Origin of the sequence: Bacillus sp. FSL R12-0074 (genome assembly GCF_038005725.1) — a bacterium.
Taxonomy (GTDB): domain Bacteria; phylum Bacillota; class Bacilli; order Bacillales; family Bacillaceae_G; genus Bacillus_A; species Bacillus_A mycoides.
Map to the genome: position 1 here is coordinate 47,046 of NZ_JBBOTR010000001.1, position 20,216 is coordinate 67,261.

The following is a 20,216-nucleotide window of genomic DNA, read 5'->3' on the forward strand; positions in this document are numbered from 1 at the left end:
TTGCGGTTAATAATTGGGATAGATATATCGTGTTTTAAGTGTTCAATCTAAATTACAGCGAGGTGTAGCAAAGTATATGTCAAAACGTTTAGATGAAATTAAAAGCGAATTAGATCACCATCTTGGACAGAGACTTATGTTAAAGGCAAATAGTGGGAGAAGAAAAACTGTGGAGCAATCAGGTGTACTTGCAGAAACGTATCGTTCTGTGTTTGTTGTACAATTAGACCAGCAAGAAGATGCATTGCAACGTGTATCTTATAGTTATGCAGATGTTTTAACAGAGACAGTAGAGCTAACATTTTACGATGAATCTCAAAATGAAGTATTTTATAATTAATGTATTTTTTGTTACATATATTCCCATAAATGAAAAGCTATATTATTTTGCATACTAATTATACCGTAGCAAAATAAGGAGGGACTCTGCATTGAGTAGACGAAGAGGAGTCATGTCAAATCAATTTAAAGAAGAGCTTGCAAAAGAGCTTGGCTTTTATGATGTTGTTCAGAAAGAAGGATGGGGCGGAATTCGTGCGAAAGATGCTGGTAATATGGTGAAACGTGCTATAGAAATTGCAGAACAGCAATTAATGAAACGAAACCAGTAGTTGTAAGATACTTTCTATGCTACGGTAGCCGAGGAGAGATTCCTCGGCTTTTTGCACGCTAAAAGGTGCCATCATTTGACATAAGTAGTTTCATTCTGAATGCTTTTCGATATAATTAGGGAAGTGTCATCGTCTTACTATAAATTTATGGTAAAATAAACGATAAAAGATTGAGTACATAGAGTGGGTGAATAGATTGAAGCTACTAGTGAAAGCACCAGCAAAGATTAATCTGTCGTTAGATGTACTGGGAAAAAGACAAGATGGATATCATGAAGTGAAAATGATTATGACAACAATCGACTTGGCAGATCGTTTAGAGCTAACGGAATTAGCAGAAGACCGTATTGAAATTTTGTCCCATAATCGGTATGTCCCAGACGACCAACGCAATTTAGCTTATCAAGCAGCGAAATTATTAAAAGTGAAGTTTAATGTAAAAAAAGGTGTGTCTATTACTATTGAAAAAACGATTCCAGTAGCCGCTGGATTAGCAGGTGGAAGTAGTGATGCAGCAGCGACATTACGTGGCCTTAATAAGTTATGGAATTTAGGGCTAACAATCGATGAATTAGCAAAGCTTGGCGCAGAGATTGGGTCAGATGTATCGTTCTGTGTATATGGTGGAACTGCTATTGCCACTGGAAGAGGAGAAGAAATTGAACATATAAAGACTCCGCCTTCTTGTTGGGTTGTTTTAGCAAAGCCCCACATTGGTGTATCTACTGCTGACGTGTACGGAAATTTAAAATTAAATCGTGTTACTCATCCAAATGTAGATAAAATGGTTGAAGTCATTAACCATGGCGATTATAAAGGAATTTGTGATACTGTTGGTAACGTTTTAGAAGATGTGACGTTTGCGATGCATCCCGAGGTTGCACGTATTAAATCACAGATGAAACGCTTTGGGGCAGATGCCGTATTAATGAGTGGAAGTGGCCCAACTGTATTTGGTCTTGTACACCATGATTCGCGAATGCACCGCATATATAACGGGTTAAAAGGATTTTGCGAGCAAGTATATGCAGTGCGTTTATTAGGAGAGCGAGAAACGCTTGAATAAAGACGTATAATACGTTATGATTTGTTTAGAATATTCGTGATTTGAGGTGAGAGTATGAAAATTAGACGAAGTACAAGATTGGTCGATCTGACGTATTACTTGTTACAAAATCCTCGTCAGCTAGTTTCTCTCACTTTTTTTGCTGAAAGGTATCAATCGGCTAAATCTTCCATTAGTGAAGATTTAGTTATTATTAAGCAAACGTTTGAACAACAAGGTGTCGGCACATTGCAAACGGTACCAGGAGCAGCAGGAGGAGTGAAATATATTCCTTATATAAGTGAAGAAGAGGCAAATCTGATTATTAACGAGCTTTGTAGCTTATTTGAAAACCCAGACCGTATTTTGCCTGGCGGTTACTTATATATGACGGATCTTTTAAGTAATCCTCGCCAGATTAATGGCGCAGGTCGTTTATTTGCTTCTGTTTTTGCTAGGCAACCAATTGATGCGGTTATGACGGTAGCGACAAAAGGAATTCCGCTTGCTTATGCAGTAGCGAACTACTTAGATGTACCGGTAGTAATTGCGAGAAAAGATAATAAGGTAACAGAAGGACCCACTGTTAGTATTAACTATGTATCAGGTTCCTCTAAGCGAATCCAAACGATGACTTTAGCAAAGCGTAGCCTTCCAGAAGGGTCCAATGTTTTAATTATTGATGACTTTATGAAAGCTGGCGGAACCATTCAAGGTATGATGAGCATGCTAGAAGAGTTTAAAGCTAATGTTGTTGGGATTGGCGTATTAGTAGAGTCTACGGATATTGAAGAAAGACTTATTAATAACTTTGTATCATTAATTCGTCTGTCAGAAGTTGATGTGAAAGAAAAAGCGATTCAAGTGGAAAAGGGGAATTATGCACTTGCACCATTTGATAAAGGGCTTGTAGAGGCTGAGTAAAAAGGTAAAGCAGATAGCTTTACCTTTTTTTATTCCTATTTATAAATTACAAAATAGATGGACAAACTGCCTTTGGTACACTATTTTTAAAGAGTAAAAATAAATAATAAAAGGGTGAAAAGTATGAAAGTTGTTCAAACAAGCAAAGCACCACAGGCAATCGGACCATATTCACAAGGGATTATTGTGAATAATATGTTCTATAGTTCAGGACAAATTCCGTTAACGGCAAGTGGAGAACTTGTAACAGGAGATGTAACAGTACAAACAGAGCAAGTATTTGAAAATTTACAAGCGGTATTAGCAGAAGCAGGTGCTTCATTTGATACAGTGGTAAAAACAACAGTATTCTTGAAGGATATGGATGATTTTAATGCTGTTAATGAAGTATACGGTTCTTATTTCTCTACTCATAAACCAGCGCGTTCTTGTGTACAAGTAGCAAAATTACCGAAAGATGTTTCTGTTGAAATCGAAGTAATTGCCCTAGTTAAGTAACTCTTTGTAAGCGATAACCTCTACTAATCCTTATATTCAACTACAATAAAAATTTTTATCTTAAAAATTTTTAAAAAATTAAAGGGAAAATAGAAAATTTGTGGAATTTATACAAATATATCGCTTATTTAGAAAAGGGTGGTGAACACAAGATGGAAGTGACTGACGTAAGATTACGCCGCGTAAACACAGAAGGCCGCATGAGAGCAATTGCCTCTATTACTCTAGACCATGAATTTGTTGTTCATGATATTCGTGTAATTGATGGTAATAATGGATTATTTGTAGCAATGCCAAGTAAACGTACTCCAGATGGAGAATTCCGTGACATTGCACATCCAATTAATTCTAATACACGCTCTAAAATTCAAGATGCGGTTTTAACAGAGTATCATCGTTTAGGCGAGTTAGAAGAGGTTGAGTTTGAAGAAGCAGGTGCTTCGTAAAATTCGAATGAAAAGGGCTTTTGAAAGAAAGTCTTATAATTTTGTAGCAAACTCCTGTAAGCATTTACAGGAGTTTGTTTTTTTTTTGAATAATACACGTTTCTAATTATAAAAATTCATATTTTGAAAAAATAAAGATGAAAAACTTCTAATTTTTTCAAAATCATTTAAAATAGTATAGCTTATTCCTTAAAAAAGATACTAAAGAGTAAAACATCTTATAAGAATTATGGTAAAATTTAATAGTTATAATGTGTTTCTTGAAATATATGATGATTTAGGATAATATCGTTAATGGATAAATAGGTTGCGATGGAGGGTCTATATGTCAAACAGATTTGCAGTGATTCTAGCTGCAGGTAAAGGCACACGTATGAAGTCCAAGCTATACAAAGTGCTGCATCCTGTATGTGGAAAACCAATGGTACAACATGTAGTCAATGAAGTATCTCAATTAGGATTGCAGAAACTTGTAACAGTCGTTGGACATGGTGCTGAAAAGGTACAAGAACAGCTAGGAAACGTAAGTGAGTTTGCATTACAAGCAGAACAACTTGGTACAGCTCATGCTGTCGATCAAGCTGCAAGTGTACTTGCAAATGAAGAGGGAACAACTTTAGTTATTTGTGGTGATACACCTCTAATAACTGCTGAAACGATGGAAGCATTGCTTCAGCAACACGAAGAAGCGGGAGCAATGGCGACGGTACTAACAGCGTACATAGAAGAGCCTGCTGGATATGGCCGTATCGTTCGTAATGAGAATGGTCATGTTGAAAAGATTGTTGAGCATAAGGATGCAAATGAAAAAGAATTAGCTATTAAAGAAATCAATACAGGTACGTATTGTTTTGATAATAAAGCTTTATTTGCTTCACTTTCTAAAGTTTCAAATGATAATGTACAGGGCGAATATTACCTTCCGGACGTTATTGAAATTTTAAAAAATGAAGGTCATATTGTATCAGCTTATCAAACAGAGCACTTCGATGAAACGTTAGGTGTTAACGACAGAGTCGCTCTATCGCAAGCGGAAATTATTATGAAAAATCGTATCAACAGAAAGAACATGGTAAATGGTGTTACAATTATTGATCCAAGTAACACATACATTTCTGCGGATGCAATTATTGGTAGTGATACAGTTCTTCACCCAGGAACGGTTATTGAGGGGAACACTGTAATTGGTTCTGATTGTGAAATTGGACCGCATACAGTAATTCGCGATAGTGAAATTGGAGATCGTACGGTAATTCGTCAATCTACTGTACATGACAGCAAACTTGGTACAGAAGTATCAGTTGGTCCATTTGCACATATTCGCCCAGATTCAGTTATTGGAGATGAAGTGCGCGTTGGAAACTTCGTAGAAATTAAAAAAACTGTTTTTGGTAATAGAAGTAAAGCTTCACACTTAAGTTATATCGGGGATGCACAAGTTGGAGAAGACGTGAATCTTGGTTGTGGTTCAATTACGGTGAACTACGACGGCAAGAATAAATTTAAAACTGTAATTGGTAACGGGGTATTTATTGGATGTAATTCAAACCTTGTTGCTCCTGTAACAGTTGAAGATGGTGCTTATGTGGCAGCAGGCTCTACAATAACAGAGAATGTTCCATCAAAAGCATTATCAGTAGCACGTGCACGTCAAGTTAACAAAGAAGACTATGTTGATCAATTGCTGAATAAGAAAAAATCATAATGTGGAGGGTTAATCTAGATGTCGACTCAATATCTAAATTCTAATTTGAAAGTATTCTCTTTAAACTCTAATAAGGAACTTGCTGAGCAAATCGCAAAGCATATTGGAGTAGGACTAGGAAAATGTTCTGTTGATCGTTTTAGTGATGGAGAAGTTCAAATTAACATTGAAGAAAGTATCCGTGGTTGCGATGTATTCATTATTCAATCTACAAGCTTCCCAGTAAACGAACATATCATGGAATTACTTATTATGATTGATGCATTAAAACGTGCATCTGCAAAAACAATTAATATTGTTATTCCTTACTATGGTTATGCGCGTCAAGACCGTAAAGCGCGTTCTCGTGAACCAATTACATCGAAACTTGTAGCAAACTTGCTTGAAACAGCAGGTGCAACTCGTGTAATCACTCTAGATTTACATGCTCCGCAAATTCAAGGATTCTTTGATATCCCGATCGACCACTTAATGGGTGTACCGATTCTTTCAGACTACTTTGAAGCAAAAGGCCTTAAAGATATCGTAATCGTATCTCCTGATCACGGTGGTGTAACGCGTGCTAGAAAAATGGCGGATCGCCTAAAAGCGCCAATCGCTATTATTGATAAGCGTCGTCCTCGTCCGAATGTATCAGAGGTAATGAACATTATCGGTAACATCGAAGGCAAAACAGCAATTTTAATTGATGACATCATTGATACAGCTGGTACAATTACATTAGCGGCAAACGCTCTTGTTGAGAACGGTGCTTCTGAAGTATATGCTTGCTGTACACACCCAGTATTATCTGGTCCAGCAATTGAGCGTATTCAAAATTCGAATATTAAAGAGTTAGTTGTAACGAACTCTATCGTATTACCAGAAGAGAAGAAAATTGATAAAGTACATGAACTTTCAGTTGCTCCATTAATCGGAGAAGCAATCATTCGTGTATACGAAGAAGAATCTGTAAGTGTATTATTCAATTAATTGGATAGAATGAGACGTAACCAAGCTTGGTTACGTCTTTTCGTATCGAAAAAAGAAAGTAGTGGTACAAGAATGAAATTAATAGTAGGACTTGGGAACCCAGGTAGAGAATATGAATTAACAAGGCATAATATTGGATTTATGGCAATCGATGAACTTGCAAAACGTTGGAGTATTTCTTTGAATGAACAAAAGTTTAAAGGGGTATTTGGCGCAGGCTTTGTTAATGGGGAAAAAGTAATCTTACTAAAGCCACTTACATATATGAATTTATCTGGGGAAAGTATCCGTCCACTCATGGATTATTATAAAATTGATGTCGAGGACTTCATTGTTATGTACGATGATTTAGATATTCCTGTAGGTAAATTACGCCTTCGCATGAAAGGTAGTGCGGGTGGACATAATGGTGTGAAATCAACAATTTCACATTTAGGAACACAAGAATTTCAACGTATCCGCATGGGAATCGATCGTCCGAAAAATGGGATAAAAGTAGTGGATTACGTATTAGGACGTTTTACATCTGAAGAAATATCTGGCGTTAATCAATCCATTGAAAATGCAGCAGATGCATGTGAGGAATGGTTAAATAAACCTTTTCTCCAAATCATGAATACTTTTAATAGCTAAGCGCACAATCTGGAATATTTTATTTTGTTTTATCCCATACTAGTAGCAATTGGATATTTAGGAGGCTAGTATGGAAGGTTATTATTACTGTAGACATTGTGGAAGTAATGTGGGCTCCATTATCGCAGAAAAAGTATATAGCGACGTTTTGTTTCAACTAACAGAGCAAGAAGTAGTGGATATGATTCATTTTCATGAGAATGGAAATATATATATAAAAACGATTTGTGAATCGTGTCAAGAAACGCTCGCATCTTATCCTGAGTATTATGAATATGAAAAATTTCTGCAATAAAATGTTGTCGCTTTGGCATGTCCAAAGCATTTTTCTGTTTTCTTTTTCCAAAATATTTGCATAAAATATAGTAACTTGCTCTTTATGTTGAGAGGAGTTTTGAAAATGATAGGTTTATTAGAGCAATTTTATAAAAATGAAGAAATACAATCGGTTATTAATGGGCTAGAAGATGGGTTGAAAGAACAACTTGTATCGGGTATGGCAACATCCTCTCGTTCATTATTAATGGCAGCTTTATATAAAAAGACAAAGCAATCACAACTTATCGTGACGCACAATTTATACCAAGCACAAAAAGTACATGAAGATTTAGTGGCGTTACTTGGTGAAAAAGATGTTTGGCTATATCCGGTAAATGAATTGATAGCATCGGAGGTTGGTGTTGCAAGTCCAGAATTGAAGGCACAGCGTATTGAAGTGTTAAATCGCTTAGCTGCAGGAGAGAATGGGATTATTGTAGCGCCAGTTGCAGGGCTGCGTAGGTTTTTACCAATAAAAGAATTATGGAAGCAAAGGCAAATTGAAATCAATCTAGGGCAAGAGATTGATTTAGATGCACTCTTGCATACTTTACATCATATTGGCTACGAGCGTAAGTCAATGGTAGAAGCTCCAGGAGAGTTCAGTTTACGCGGGGGAATATTAGATATTTACCCATTAACGGAAGAATTACCGTTTCGTATTGAATTCTTCGATACAGAAGTCGATTCTATTCGATTGTTTGATGTGGATGAACAGCGTTCTCAAGATAAAAAGGAAAGTGTTAAGTTCGGTCCAGCAACAGAGTTTTTATTTTCACAGGAAGAATTGAAATCGGGAATTAAGCATCTTGAAGAAGGTTTGACTAAGACGATGCAAAAGCTTTCCGATGATAAATTAAAGACTACTGTGCTTGAGACGGTTAGTCATGAAATTGAAATGTTGAAAAACGGGCAGAGTATAGAACAAATGTTTAAATATTTATCTATTTTCTATAAAGAACCTGCTAGTCTGATAGATTATTTACCAGAAAATGGTGTTGTAATTTTAGATGAGATTTCCCGTATTCAAGAAACAGCATCACATCTTGAAACAGAAGAAGCGGAATGGTATATCTCACTTCTTGGCGAAGGAACAATTATTCAAGATTTATCTTTCTCCCACTCGTTTGAGGAGTTTCTTCATAATAAAAAAAGAAGTTTTGTATATTTAACGTTATTCTTACGCCATATAGCACACACACATCCTCAAAATATTGTAAATGTGACATGTAAAACGATGCAAGATTTCCACGGACAGATGCATTTGTTAAAAACTGAAATTGATAGATGGAATGAAGGTAATTTTACGACCGTTGTGCTTGGAACAGATGATGAACGTGTAAAAAAACTACAACATATTTTAAGTGATTATGATATTGATGCAGACATTGTAGAGGCGACAGATATCTTATTGCCTGGAAGGTTACAAATTGCTGTAGGTGATTTACATGCAGGCTTTGAAATGCCGATGCAAAAGTTTGTTGTCATTACTGAAAAGGAGCTTTTTCATAAGAAGGTTAAAAAATCACAACGTAAGCAAAAGTTATCTAACGCTGAACGTATTAAAAGTTATTCGGAATTAAAAGTTGGAGACCATGTAGTTCACGTAAATCATGGTATAGGTAAATTTTTAGGTATTGAGACATTAGAGATTAATGGTGTTCATAAAGATTATTTAAATATTAAATATCAAGGTAATGATAAGTTATACGTTCCAATTGAACAAATTGATCAAGTGCAAAAATACGTAGGGTCTGAAGGTAAGGAACCAAAAGTTTATAAATTAGGCGGAAATGATTGGAAGAAGGTCAAAACGAAAGTTGAAAAATCTGTACAAGACATTGCAGATGACCTAATTAAATTATATGCCGAGCGTGAAGCCTCAAAAGGTTATGCATATACACCAGATACGGCAGAGCAACAAGAGTTTGAATCTTTATTCCCATATCAAGAGACAGAGGATCAATTACGTTCTATTGAAGAGATTAAGAAAGATATGGAACGCGGACGTCCGATGGATAGGCTTCTTTGTGGTGACGTAGGATATGGAAAGACGGAAGTAGCTATTCGTGCGGCATTTAAAGCAATTATGGATGAAAAACAAGTTGCGATTTTAGTACCAACAACAATCCTTGCACAACAACACTATGAAACAATTCGAGAGCGTTTTCAAGATTATCCGATTAATATAGGGTTACTAAGTAGATTCCGTACACGAAAACAACAAAATGAAACGATTAAAGGTTTAAAAGATGGAACGGTGGATATTGTAATCGGAACGCATCGTATTTTATCTAAAGATGTTACTTATAAAGATTTAGGACTTCTTATTATTGATGAAGAACAAAGATTCGGCGTTACACATAAAGAAAAAATTAAACAATTGAAAGCAAATGTTGACGTGTTAACATTAACGGCAACTCCGATTCCACGTACACTTCATATGTCTATGCTTGGTGTGCGCGATTTATCTGTTATTGAGACACCACCAGAGAATCGTTTCCCAGTACAAACATATGTAGTAGAGTATAATCCAGCGTTAATGCGAGAAGCGATAGAGCGAGAGTTAGCAAGAGGCGGTCAAATTTACTTCCTATATAACCGTGTGGAGGATATTGAAAGAAAAGCAGATGAAATTTCGATGTTAGTTCCAGATGCTCGTGTAACATACGCACATGGGAAAATGAATGAAGGTGAATTAGAGTCTGTTATGCTATCGTTTTTAGAAGGGCAGCATGATGTTCTTGTAAGTACAACAATTATTGAGACGGGTGTAGATATTCCGAATGTAAATACATTAATTGTATTTGATGCAGATCGTATGGGATTATCGCAGTTGTATCAGCTTCGTGGTCGTGTTGGGCGTTCTAATCGCGTCGCGTATGCATACTTTGCATACAAACGTGATAAAGTGTTATCGGAAGTTGCAGAGAGGCGTCTGCAAGCAATTAAAGAGTTTACAGAGCTTGGATCTGGTTTCAAAATTGCGATGAGAGACTTATCAATTCGTGGTGCGGGTAATTTGTTAGGGGCAGAACAACATGGATTTATTGATTCTGTCGGATTTGATCTATATTCTCAAATGTTAAAAGATGCAATTGAGCAACGTAGAGGAACAGACGGAGTTGAAAATACCGTTAATGTTGAAATTGATTTAGAAGTAGATGCATATTTACCGGATGCGTACATTTCAGATAGTAAACAAAAAATTATGATGTATAAACAATTTAGAGGTATTTCTGCAATTGAAGATATTGAAGAGTTGCAGGAAGAGATGATCGACAGATTTGGTGATTATCCACAAGAAGTTGGTTATTTATTACAAATTGCAAACATTAAAGTGTTGGCAATGAAAGAAAAAATTGAGTTAATTAAGCAAAATAAATTTGAAGTAACATTCCTGTTTTCTGAACAAGCGAGCCAAAATATAGATGGTGGAAAATTATTCATGCTAGGAAGTAGTTTTGGCCGTATGATCGGTCTTGGTATGGAGGGGTCACAATTGAAAATTGTGATGAAAACGAATGGATTAGAGACGTCGAAATGGTTAACAATTGCTGAAAATTTATTAAAAGGCTTGCCAGATGTAAAAAAAGAAGTAATAAATGCCTAATATAAGATAAAAAATACAATTCGACGTGCATAGAAGAACTAATGTGTAAAATACTATGTTTAATAGTTGGTGATTTTTACATGAACAGGTAAATTCACCACTTTGATCATCAGTAGAAAGTGAGGCAGCATTAGAATGAAAGCAACTGGAATCGTACGTCGAATTGATGATTTAGGCAGGGTAGTAATTCCGAAGGAAATTCGTAGAACTTTACGTATTCGTGAGGGAGATCCACTAGAAATATTTGTTGATCGCGATGGAGAAGTGATTTTGAAAAAATATTCTCCAATTAGTGAACTAGGTAATTTTGCAAAGGAATATACGGAAGCTTTATACGATAGCTTAGGACATAATGTGCTTGTATGCGATCGTGATTCTATTATCGCAGTAGCAGGCGCATCTAAAAAAGAATACTTAAATAAAAGTGTTGGCGATTTAATTGAGAAGACAATGGAAGAGCGTAAGTCTGTAATTATGACAGATGAAAGCGAAATTTCAATTATTGATGGAGTAACAGAAAAAGTGAGCTCTTATACAATTGGCTCGATTATTGCAAATGGAGATCCAATCGGAGCTGTCGTTATCTTCTCTAAAGAGGCTATTATAAGTGAAGTAGAGCATAAATCAGTAAATACAGCTGCAAGCTTTTTAGCGAAACAAATGGAGCAGTAGCGAAGTGTAATTTCTATAAGTAGCAATCTTTCCTAATTATGATATTTCTATTTGAGAAATTAACTATTTGGAGATATAAGTATATTGAACGAAGGTAGCGCTTTGCTACCTTTTTTCATTGAATATTTTTGCTGTTGAAAGAAGTCAGTGAATGTAAGGAATATGAAGGAGAGCCAGTTTTTCTTTGTGATATAATACGAGGGGTGAGAATAGAAAAAGGAGTTTTCTTGTATGGAAGCGAAGAAGTACCAAGCCTTTTGGCGTGGGGCTATTATATTAACAATCGCAAGTTTTGTTACGAAGGTATTAAGCGCTTTTTACCGTATTCCATATCAAAATATAGCGGGTGATGTTGGTTTTTATATTTACCAACAAATTTATCCGTTTTATGGATTTTGTTTGATTTTAGCTACTTATGGGTTTCCCATTATTATTTCAAAAATGGTCGCAGAAAGATTAGAACGAGGAAAACAAAAAGAAGCAGAAGAAATTATTTGTGTATCTTTTTGGTTTTTATTAGGAATTGGATTTATAGGGTTTTTCACATTATTCTTTGGGGCCGAAACAATTGCATCGGCTATGGGCGATATACATTTAGATAAATTATTACGTGTTATTTCGTTTTCATTCCTACTAATGCCATTTTTATCTGTAGCGAGAGGATATTTTCAAGGTTTCAATAATATGATGCCGACGGCTGTTTCGCAAGTAATTGAACAAACGATTCGTGTTTCTATTATTGTATTTTTATCACTATTCCTTATTGCTCATGGATTTGATTTATATACAGTTGGTGCGGGTGCCATGCTAGGTTCAATTGCAGGCGGGCTTATTGGGATTATCGTACTTTTACTTTATATGCGTCATGATTTCCATGCTATTTTCTTCAAAGGATGGAAGGGAATTAGAAATAAAAAAGGGATTGTTCGAATCCTTTTTTGGCAGGGATTAGCGATTTGTGTTAGTAATTTAGTCCTTATTTTTATACAAATGGCGGATTCTATTTCCTTGTATACTTTGCTTATTCGTGCGGGAGAGCAAGTTGAAAATGCAAAGGTACTAAAAGGTGTTTATGATAGAAGTATCCCACTTATGCAATTAGGTACTGTTGTGACAACTTCTTTCTCATTGTCACTTATTCCTATTATTACAGCGGCGAAAGAAAGAGGAGATCTTTCATTTATTCAAGAAAAGGTAAAGTTAGCAATGAAAATAACATTTGTTATTGGATCTGCAGCTGCTATTGGATTAACTTGTATTATTCAACCTACAAATATTATGTTGTTTGAAAATAGTGATGGATCAGATGTGTTATCGATTTTATCTTTATCTATTTTATTTAGTTCATTGTCAATTACAACTGCTTCCATTTTGCAAGGAGTGGGACAAACATTAAAACCAGCAATATTCGTTGTATTTGGAGGTTGTTTGAAGTTAGTTTTAAACTATATATTAATGCCGTATTTTGGTGTAAAGGGAGCTGCAATTGCAACTTTAGTTGCGCTTATTGTAATTGCCTTGCTAAATAGTGTGTTACTTATGCGAGCTGTATCGGAGCCGCTTATTGATAGGCGGAATATGTTAGGTGTAGCTATTAGTGGTATCGGTATGGGGTTTGTATTAATAATCTTTATGCGTATGTTGCGAATGTCCGGATTAGTAATTGATACAGGACATAGAGGAATTGCGGCGCTTGAAGCGCTGTTAGGTGTAGCTATCGGTGGATTAGCATATATGTTTTTAATTTTAAAATTACGTGTATTTACAAAAGAAGAATTAGGAACCGTTATGAAACAAGAGAAAAAAGAAGGTTCATTGAAGAAGAGTGGATAGAGGTGACTGGTTGTGAGTGGAATCATTACTATTTTAGGATTAGGTGCTGGTGAGTTAGATCAGTTAACAATGGGTGTATATCGAAAGATAAAAGAAGCAGACCATATGTTTGTTAGAACGAAGGAGCACCCAGTTATAGAAGAATTGGAGAAAGAAGCTATAAAGTATACGGCCTTTGATAATGTATATGAGGCACATGATACATTTGAAATCGTATATGAAACAATTGCGAATACATTGCTAGAACAAGCTAAAGGCGCAGAAATTATTTATGCTGTTCCAGGTCATCCGCTTGTAGCAGAAAGAACAGTTCAGCTACTTTTGGAAAAAGGAGAAGCAGCAAATATTGAAGTGCGAATTGAAGGTGGACAAAGTTTCCTTGATCCGATGTTTGCAAGTCTAAAAATTGATCCGATTGAAGGGTTCCAATTAATTGATGCTACATCATTTGAAAGAGGACAATTAGAATTACGTCAACATTTAATCTTTTGCCAAGTGTATGATGCATTCGTTGCTTCAGATGTGAAGCTAACGTTAATGGAGATTTTGCCAGATGATTACGAAGTGTATATCGTAACAGCTGCAGGGACTTCATTCGAGCAAGTGAAAAAGGTATCGTTATACATGTTAGATCACGAAACAGAATTAAATAATTTAACGAGTGTGTATGTACCGCCAGTTAAGGAACGTGCGTCCTTATATCAGCAGTTTGATGTGCTTAGAGCAATTATTGCTGATCTTCGTGGACCGAATGGTTGCCCATGGGATAAAAAGCAAACTCATCAATCTTTAAAGAAATACTTAATTGAAGAAGCGTATGAAGTGCTAGAAGCAATTGATGAAGAGGATGATGATCATTTAGTAGAAGAACTAGGTGATATATTATTACAAGTTATGCTTCATGCCCAAATTGGAGAGGATGAAGGTTGGTTCTCTATAGATGATATTATTCGGACTTTAGCTGAGAAAATGGTTCGTCGTCATCCGCATGTGTTTGGGGATACGGATGTAAATAATGCTGATGAAGTGATTGCAAATTGGGAAGAAATTAAAAAACAAGAAAAGGGATTCGTGAAAGAATCTGTTTTAGCGGGTATTCCAAAAAGCTTGCCACAACTAATGCGTGCTTATGAAATTCAGAAGAAAGCTGGAAAGGTTGGATTTGATTGGGTTGATGTGCAGCCGATGATAGAGAAGGCCTTAGAAGAATGGCAAGAATTCCAACAAGAAGTTGTAAACATGGATGAGAAAAAGATGCTAGGTGAATTTGGTGATTTACTATTTGCATTTGTGAATATAGCTCGTCATTATAAATTAGATCCAGAAGAAGCGTTACGTTCAACTAATGAGAAATTTATGGATCGCTTTTTATACATGGAAGCAAAAGTAGCTGAAATGAATAAGGAAATGCAAGATTTATCATTAGAACAGTTAGATATTTTATGGGAAGAGGCAAAACAAACAGAGCGTTAATAGGGGGATTTGATATGCGTCTAGATAAATTTTTGAAAGTATCACGTTTAATTAAAAGAAGAACATTAGCAAAAGAAGTGTCTGACCAAGGAAGAATTTCGATTAATGGCCAAGTGGCAAAAGCGAGTTCAGATGTGAAGGTAGAGGATGAATTAACAATTCGTTTCGGGCAAAAAATAGTAACTGTGAAAGTAAATGAATTGAAAGAAACAACTAAAAAAGAAGATGCAGCAAACATGTATAGTCTCGTTCGTGAGGAAAAGGTGAAAGCGGAAGAAGGCTTGTTCTAAAATAGGTTAGCCCTTCATACATTACTATTAGCTAGTATAAAGCTATGGGGGGATTTTCGTGAATAATGGTTACTCACCTATGTCTTCTAATCAACAAAATGTTTCGGTAGAGCATGATATTATTATGCGTGGCAGGCGTGTAATTGATATTACCGGTGTAAAGCAGGTAGAGAGTTTTGATAGCGAAGAGTTTTTACTCGAGACTGTAATGGGTTTTTTAACAATTCGTGGTCAAAATTTGCAAATGAAGAATTTAGATGTAGAAAAGGGTGTTGTATCAATTAAAGGGAAAGTTCATGAAATGCTGTATATTGATGAGAACCAAGGGGAGAAAACTAAAGGCTTCTTTAGTAAGTTGTTTAAATGAGCCTAACAATTCAGTTGTATACAATGCTTTCGATGATTGGAATGGGTGCTTGGATTGGAGCTTCTTTAGATACATACCAACGGTTTTTAAAACGCCAAGAGCGTAAACGTTGGCTTGTATTTATACATGATATACTATTTTGGATTGTCCAAGCATTATTCGTTTTTTATGTATTACTGCGTGTAAATGAAGCCGAACTACGTATATATGTATTTTTGGCGTTACTATGTGGTTTTGCAGCATATCAAAGCTTATTGAAAGCACTATACATGAAGATGTTAAATTTTCTCATCTATATTTTTGTACAAACAACACAATTTTTTGTTCGAATTATACAGCTACTCATGATAAAACCTGTTATTATTATAGCACAGCTATTTATTGCATTTATATTATTCTTATTTCGTATACTGCTTTCAATTGGACATGTGTTATGGAAAATGGTGATTTGGATATTACTTTTCATATGGAAAGTTTTTTTCTCGCCTGTTCGGTTTATTGCTTCGCTCATATGGAAACTTCTCCCTAATCGTGTTAAACTTTTTATAATGAAGCATGTAGGGTTCCTGCAATATGTAGCAAAATTGAAGGGACATATCTTCCAATTATGGGTGCGTATAAAAAAGAAGTTAGGGGGACCTCGGAAATGAGGGAACTGAGACAAAGAACAATCGACAAACAGAGTCCAAATCCTGTTAAAGAACATATAATACAAACGGATGAGAACAGGAAGCGACTTTATCGCCGTTTAGCGGTTTTTCTTGTCTTTGCTTTTACAATTATTGCTAGTATTAGTGTGACGTTTTATCAACAAAACAGTTCCATTAAAGCAAAAGAAGCAAAAGTTAAGGACATGAAAAAAGAACTGGATTCATTAACGAAAAAAGAAAAGAATCTAAAAGATGAAGTTCAAAAGTTGAATGATGAAGAGTACGTTTTAAAGATTGCTAGAAGGGATTATTTCTTCTCCGGAAAAGGGGAGATAATTTTTCCTGTTTCTAAGTAGAGTATGTCTTATTGACACTGTATTTTAGGATTATATATAATAAAGTAAAATTTGACTTTTTAACCACTAAGGAGGAGCATTTTTTTTATGTCAATCGAGGTAGGCAGCAAGTTACAGGGTAAAGTAACAGGTATTACAAATTTTGGGGCTTTTGTGGAGCTGCCAGAAGGCTTAACAGGTCTTGTTCATATTAGTGAAGTTGCTGATAATTATGTGAAAGATATTAACGATCACTTAAAAGTAGGCGACCAAGTAGAAGTAAAAGTTATCAATGTTGAAAAAGATGGCAAAATTGGCCTATCTATTAAGAAAGCGAAAGAACGTGAAAAAACAGAAGGAGATCGTCCACGCGGTGAATACCAACGTGGTGGTGATCAACAACGTTCTGGACGTCCACAACGTAATAATCGTTCTTCCAACAGAGATAACCGCGGTGGCGGTAACGAACGAGCTCCAAAAGAAACATTTGAGCAAAAGATGGCACGCTTTTTAAAAGATAGTGAAGATCGTTTAACTTCTTTAAAGCGTAACACAGAATCTAAACGTGGTGGCCGTGGCGCACGTCGCGGATAATAAGTCCGTTTAATTCTTAACATATAGAGAGGTACCCAGAGTAATTACTCGGGTACTTTTTTATGTGAGAGAATATATTTTTAAAAAAGTTTTTGAGATGTATTGACTTTAAAATATATCTGATGTAATATACTAATTGTCCGTTAAATACGACGACATGGCGGTGTAGCTCAGCTGGCTAGAGCGTACGGTTCATACCCGTGAGGTCGGGGGTTCGATCCCCTCCGCCGCTATATTTAATTTAACGGCCCGTTGGTCAAGTGGTTAAGACACCGCCCTTTCACGGCGGTAACACGGGTTCGAATCCCGTACGGGTCATCTAAAAAGATCATGCAAATTTGCATGGTCTTTTTTTGTTAAATATAAATTAAGACGTACAATACTTCTACAAAATCACCCTATATTTTCTGAACATTCTTTCAACTTACTTTAAATAAATTAAATACTATGTATATATGTAGATTTATTTCGAATAAAAAGTCGAACGATTATAAAAGTCAAAACTGTTGTTTTGACAAAAAAACCAATAATCATCTTTTATAATAACAGTAATTAAACTATGCAGGTGGTGTTAAAAATATGCCTAAAGCAGGAAGGAATACTATGAATACAAGTGCATTGGCGATGAATGAAAGTCAGCTTGGAACAATAAAGTGGACGAGTAAGTTGCGAATGAAGTTTGAAAAAGTTTTCTTTAGATGGGGATTCATTATTGCTGTTATTGGTTTTCTTTTGGGACGAGCATATATATTAACAAACATTTTACCGTTTGCATTGCCGTTTTTTGCTGCTGTTTATGTTATGAAGCGAGATAAAATGCCGCTCGCGTTCTTAGCCCTAATGGGGGGAGCACTTTCAGTTTCAATAGATAATTTATTTTTTACTTTTGCATCTATCTTTACCTTCTTTATTTATAATATCTTCTTTAGTCGGTTTACACGTAAAACTGTTGGACTTGTACCATTCCAAGTATTTATCTCCGCATTAACCGCACATTTAGTTGTTGTATATTTTGCACAGCAAACCGTCACCATGTATGATCTGCTCGTCAGTACGATCGAAGCGGGGCTTAGCTTCGTATTAACGATGATATTTTTACAAAGTGTTCCGCTTTTAGTGGAAAGGAAAGGGAAGCAACAAGCGTTAGAAACAGAAGAAATTGTTTGTTTGATTATATTACTAGCATCTGTTTTAACGGGCACAACGGATTGGTTTGTTTATGATGCTTCTATTCAACATATTTTCACTAGATATTTAGTATTAGTATTTGCCTTTATTGCAGGGGCAGCTACAGGGTCCACGGTAGGAGTTGTCACTGGGTTAATATTAAGTTTAGCAAATGTGGCGAGCTTGTCTCAACTTAGTCTCCTTGCCTTTTCAGGATTGCTTGGGGGATTGTTAAAAGAAGGGAAGCGTATAGGAGTTAGTTTAGGTTTATTAATTGGTACAAGCTTAATTACATTATATGTAGACAAGCAAACAAGTATTGTAACAACTTTAATTGAATCTGGTGTAGCGATTGTTTTCTTCTTATTAACACCGAAGCTTGTTATGGATCGTATTGCTAAATTTATGCCGGGTACACAGGAACATTCACAGGATCAACAACAATATTTAAGAAGAGTGCGCGATGTTACAGCAAACAAAATCAATCAATTTGCTAATGTATTTGCTGCTTTGTCTAATAGCTTTTCTGTATACGGGTATGTGGAGGAGGAAGATAAAGAAACAGAAGCTGATTTATTTTTAAGTACAATTACTGCAAAAACATGTCAAACATGCTTTAAGAAGGATCAATGTTGGGTAGTTAATTTTGATAAAACATACGATTATATGAAACAAATAATGAGTGAAACAGAAGAAGGAACGCTGCAGCATAATCGGAAGTTAGTTCGTGAATGGGACAAGCATTGTGTGAGAGGGAAGAAAGTAACGGATTTAGTAGCGGGTGAATTAGATCACTTCTATGAGGGGCAGAAATTAAGAAAACAAATGAAGGAAAATCGTAGAATTGTAGCGGAGCAATTACTAGGTGTATCAAAAGTGATGGAGGATTTCGCTAAGGAGATACAACGAGAAAGAGAGAACCATCAAGCGCAGGAGGAGCAAATTTTACAAGCGTTTCGTGATTTTGGTGTCGAAGTGGAGCATGTTGATATTTATTGTTTAGATAGAGGAAGTATTGATATTGAAATGTTGATTCCGGCTGCATCTAATGAACATGGGGAATGTGAGAAGTTGGTTGCTCCAATGCTTTCAGATATTTTAAAAGAGAATATCGTCGTTAAGCATGAAGAGAAATCCTCATATCCAAATGGGCACAGTTTAATATCATTTGGTTCAGCGAAGACATATTCTCTTGATACAGGATTGGCCACAGCTGCAAAAGGTGGTGGGTTTATTTCAGGTGATTCCTACGCGATGATGGATTTGAGTGTTGGTAAATATGCACTTGCGATTAGTGATGGTATGGGAAATGGACAAAGGGCTCATATGGAGAGTAGGGAAACGGTAAAATTATTACAAAAGATACTTCAATCAGGTATTGATGAAGAAATAGCGATTAAGTCCATCAATTCGATTCTTTCTTTAAGGACGACAGAGGAGATGTATACAACGCTTGACTTGGCTATGGTAGATTTGCGGGATGCGAGTGCGAAGTTTTTAAAGATTGGATCGACGCCGAGTTTTGTTAAACGCGGAAATAATATTTTGAAAATTGAGGCAAGTAATTTGCCGATGGGAATCATTGAAGATGTTGAAGTTGATGTGGTTGGTGAGCAATTAAAAACGGGTGATCTTCTTATCATGATGAGTGACGGCATCTTTGAGGGAGCGCAACATGTGGAGAATCACGAATTATGGATAAAACGTAAAATTAAAGAACTACAAACAGAGGACCCACAGGAAATCGCTGATATTATTATGGAAGAAGTAATTCGCTCTGGTGATGGTTATATAAATGATGATATGACTATTGTGGTGGCGAAAGTAAAGAAAAATATGCCGAAGTGGGCTACGATTCCAATAGTAGGAATGCAGGCGCAATAAAATAATCAAAAAACCTAGGTAGATGCCTAGGTTTTTTTGATTAAAAAGGTAATGTGATTACTTTGTTAAATATACAGGAGGGATGTAAGATAAAAATATGGATTTTGTACATCTTTTTTTTGCACAATGTTTGTAAAAGTTGTACCATTATATACAAGGTAACTAATGTTGTTGTTCTTGTTTAAT

20 protein-coding genes and 2 tRNA genes are annotated in these 20,216 nt (G+C 35.8%); all 22 read left to right on the forward strand.

Going from position 1 to position 20,216, the window contains the following annotated elements; genetic code table 11:
* Window positions 1–76 precede the first annotated feature (76 nt).
* The 22 genes from veg (at window position 77) to spoIIE (ending at window position 20,030) form a co-directional block, all read left to right on the forward strand.
* Window positions 77–340, forward strand: coding sequence for a biofilm formation stimulator Veg (gene veg, locus NSS97_RS00250; RefSeq protein WP_002009653.1), 264 nt, complete (start codon window positions 77–79; stop codon window positions 338–340).
* Between the two features lie 91 nt (window positions 341–431).
* Window positions 432–611, forward strand: a complete 180-nt coding sequence (sspF, locus tag NSS97_RS00255; RefSeq protein WP_002094215.1) for an acid-soluble spore protein SspF — start codon at window positions 432–434, stop codon at window positions 609–611.
* 196 nt (window positions 612–807) lie between these two features.
* The gene (ispE, locus tag NSS97_RS00260) at window positions 808–1,677 is read left to right on the forward strand and encodes a 4-(cytidine 5'-diphospho)-2-C-methyl-D-erythritol kinase (protein ID WP_012260164.1); all 870 of its coding nucleotides are present in this window, start codon (window positions 808–810) and stop codon (window positions 1,675–1,677) included.
* Window positions 1,678–1,731: 54 nt separating this feature from the next.
* Entirely contained in the window at window positions 1,732–2,580 is an 849-nt protein-coding gene (purR, locus tag NSS97_RS00265) for a pur operon repressor (protein ID WP_002091587.1), read from the forward strand.
* Between the two features lie 123 nt (window positions 2,581–2,703).
* Window positions 2,704–3,078: a RidA family protein gene (locus NSS97_RS00270; protein WP_000869819.1), complete on the forward strand. Its 375-nt coding sequence runs from the start codon at window positions 2,704–2,706 to the stop codon at window positions 3,076–3,078.
* A 152-nt stretch (window positions 3,079–3,230) separates the two neighbouring features.
* Window positions 3,231–3,524: a septation regulator SpoVG gene (gene spoVG / locus NSS97_RS00275; RefSeq protein ID WP_000454042.1), complete on the forward strand. Its 294-nt coding sequence runs from the start codon at window positions 3,231–3,233 to the stop codon at window positions 3,522–3,524.
* A gap of 325 nt (window positions 3,525–3,849) precedes the next feature.
* The gene (gene glmU / locus NSS97_RS00280) at window positions 3,850–5,229 is read left to right on the forward strand and encodes a bifunctional UDP-N-acetylglucosamine diphosphorylase/glucosamine-1-phosphate N-acetyltransferase GlmU (RefSeq protein WP_002091584.1); all 1,380 of its coding nucleotides are present in this window, start codon (window positions 3,850–3,852) and stop codon (window positions 5,227–5,229) included.
* 18 nt (window positions 5,230–5,247) lie between these two features.
* On the forward strand, window positions 5,248–6,201 hold the full coding sequence (locus tag NSS97_RS00285) for a ribose-phosphate diphosphokinase (RefSeq protein WP_002091580.1): 954 nt from the start codon (window positions 5,248–5,250) through the stop codon (window positions 6,199–6,201).
* Between the two features lie 72 nt (window positions 6,202–6,273).
* Entirely contained in the window at window positions 6,274–6,834 is a 561-nt protein-coding gene (gene pth, locus NSS97_RS00290; protein ID WP_087943057.1) for an aminoacyl-tRNA hydrolase, read from the forward strand.
* Between the two features lie 70 nt (window positions 6,835–6,904).
* Window positions 6,905–7,129 carry an anti-sigma-F factor Fin family protein gene (locus NSS97_RS00295; RefSeq protein ID WP_002091576.1) on the forward strand — a complete coding sequence of 75 codons (225 nt, stop codon included), beginning with the start codon at window positions 6,905–6,907 and terminating at the stop codon, window positions 7,127–7,129.
* A gap of 105 nt (window positions 7,130–7,234) precedes the next feature.
* On the forward strand, window positions 7,235–10,765 hold the full coding sequence (gene mfd / locus NSS97_RS00300) for a transcription-repair coupling factor (protein WP_002130216.1): 3,531 nt from the start codon (window positions 7,235–7,237) through the stop codon (window positions 10,763–10,765).
* A 135-nt stretch (window positions 10,766–10,900) separates the two neighbouring features.
* Entirely contained in the window at window positions 10,901–11,437 is a 537-nt protein-coding gene (spoVT, locus tag NSS97_RS00305) for a stage V sporulation protein T (protein WP_002009670.1), read from the forward strand.
* A 231-nt stretch (window positions 11,438–11,668) separates the two neighbouring features.
* Window positions 11,669–13,270: a putative polysaccharide biosynthesis protein gene (locus NSS97_RS00310; RefSeq protein WP_044444392.1), complete on the forward strand. Its 1,602-nt coding sequence runs from the start codon at window positions 11,669–11,671 to the stop codon at window positions 13,268–13,270.
* 12 nt (window positions 13,271–13,282) lie between these two features.
* Complete coding sequence (mazG, locus tag NSS97_RS00315) at window positions 13,283–14,743, forward strand: nucleoside triphosphate pyrophosphohydrolase (RefSeq protein WP_002009675.1); 1,461 nt, start codon at window positions 13,283–13,285, stop codon at window positions 14,741–14,743.
* Window positions 14,744–14,757: 14 nt separating this feature from the next.
* Window positions 14,758–15,033 (forward strand): RNA-binding S4 domain-containing protein, encoded by a 276-nt coding sequence (locus NSS97_RS00320; protein WP_002009677.1) that lies wholly within the window; start codon window positions 14,758–14,760, stop codon window positions 15,031–15,033.
* Between the two features lie 58 nt (window positions 15,034–15,091).
* Window positions 15,092–15,400 (forward strand): sporulation protein YabP, encoded by a 309-nt coding sequence (gene yabP, locus NSS97_RS00325; RefSeq protein WP_001059101.1) that lies wholly within the window; start codon window positions 15,092–15,094, stop codon window positions 15,398–15,400.
* Window positions 15,397–16,050, forward strand: a complete 654-nt coding sequence (gene yabQ / locus NSS97_RS00330; RefSeq protein ID WP_002091573.1) for a spore cortex biosynthesis protein YabQ — start codon at window positions 15,397–15,399, stop codon at window positions 16,048–16,050. The genes yabP and yabQ overlap by 4 nt, the downstream gene beginning before the upstream one ends.
* Window positions 16,047–16,406 carry a cell division protein DivIC gene (divIC, locus tag NSS97_RS00335; RefSeq protein ID WP_002091572.1) on the forward strand — a complete coding sequence of 120 codons (360 nt, stop codon included), beginning with the start codon at window positions 16,047–16,049 and terminating at the stop codon, window positions 16,404–16,406. The genes yabQ and divIC overlap by 4 nt, the downstream gene beginning before the upstream one ends.
* Before the next feature lie 87 nt (window positions 16,407–16,493).
* Complete coding sequence (locus NSS97_RS00340; RefSeq protein ID WP_002009683.1) at window positions 16,494–16,979, forward strand: S1 domain-containing RNA-binding protein; 486 nt, start codon at window positions 16,494–16,496, stop codon at window positions 16,977–16,979.
* 159 nt (window positions 16,980–17,138) lie between these two features.
* A tRNA-Met gene (locus NSS97_RS00345) sits at window positions 17,139–17,212 on the forward strand.
* 13 nt (window positions 17,213–17,225) lie between these two features.
* Window positions 17,226–17,297, forward strand: a tRNA-Glu gene (locus NSS97_RS00350).
* 261 nt (window positions 17,298–17,558) lie between these two features.
* Window positions 17,559–20,030 carry a stage II sporulation protein E gene (gene spoIIE, locus NSS97_RS00355; protein ID WP_002091571.1) on the forward strand — a complete coding sequence of 824 codons (2,472 nt, stop codon included), beginning with the start codon at window positions 17,559–17,561 and terminating at the stop codon, window positions 20,028–20,030.
* Window positions 20,031–20,216 lie beyond the last annotated feature (186 nt).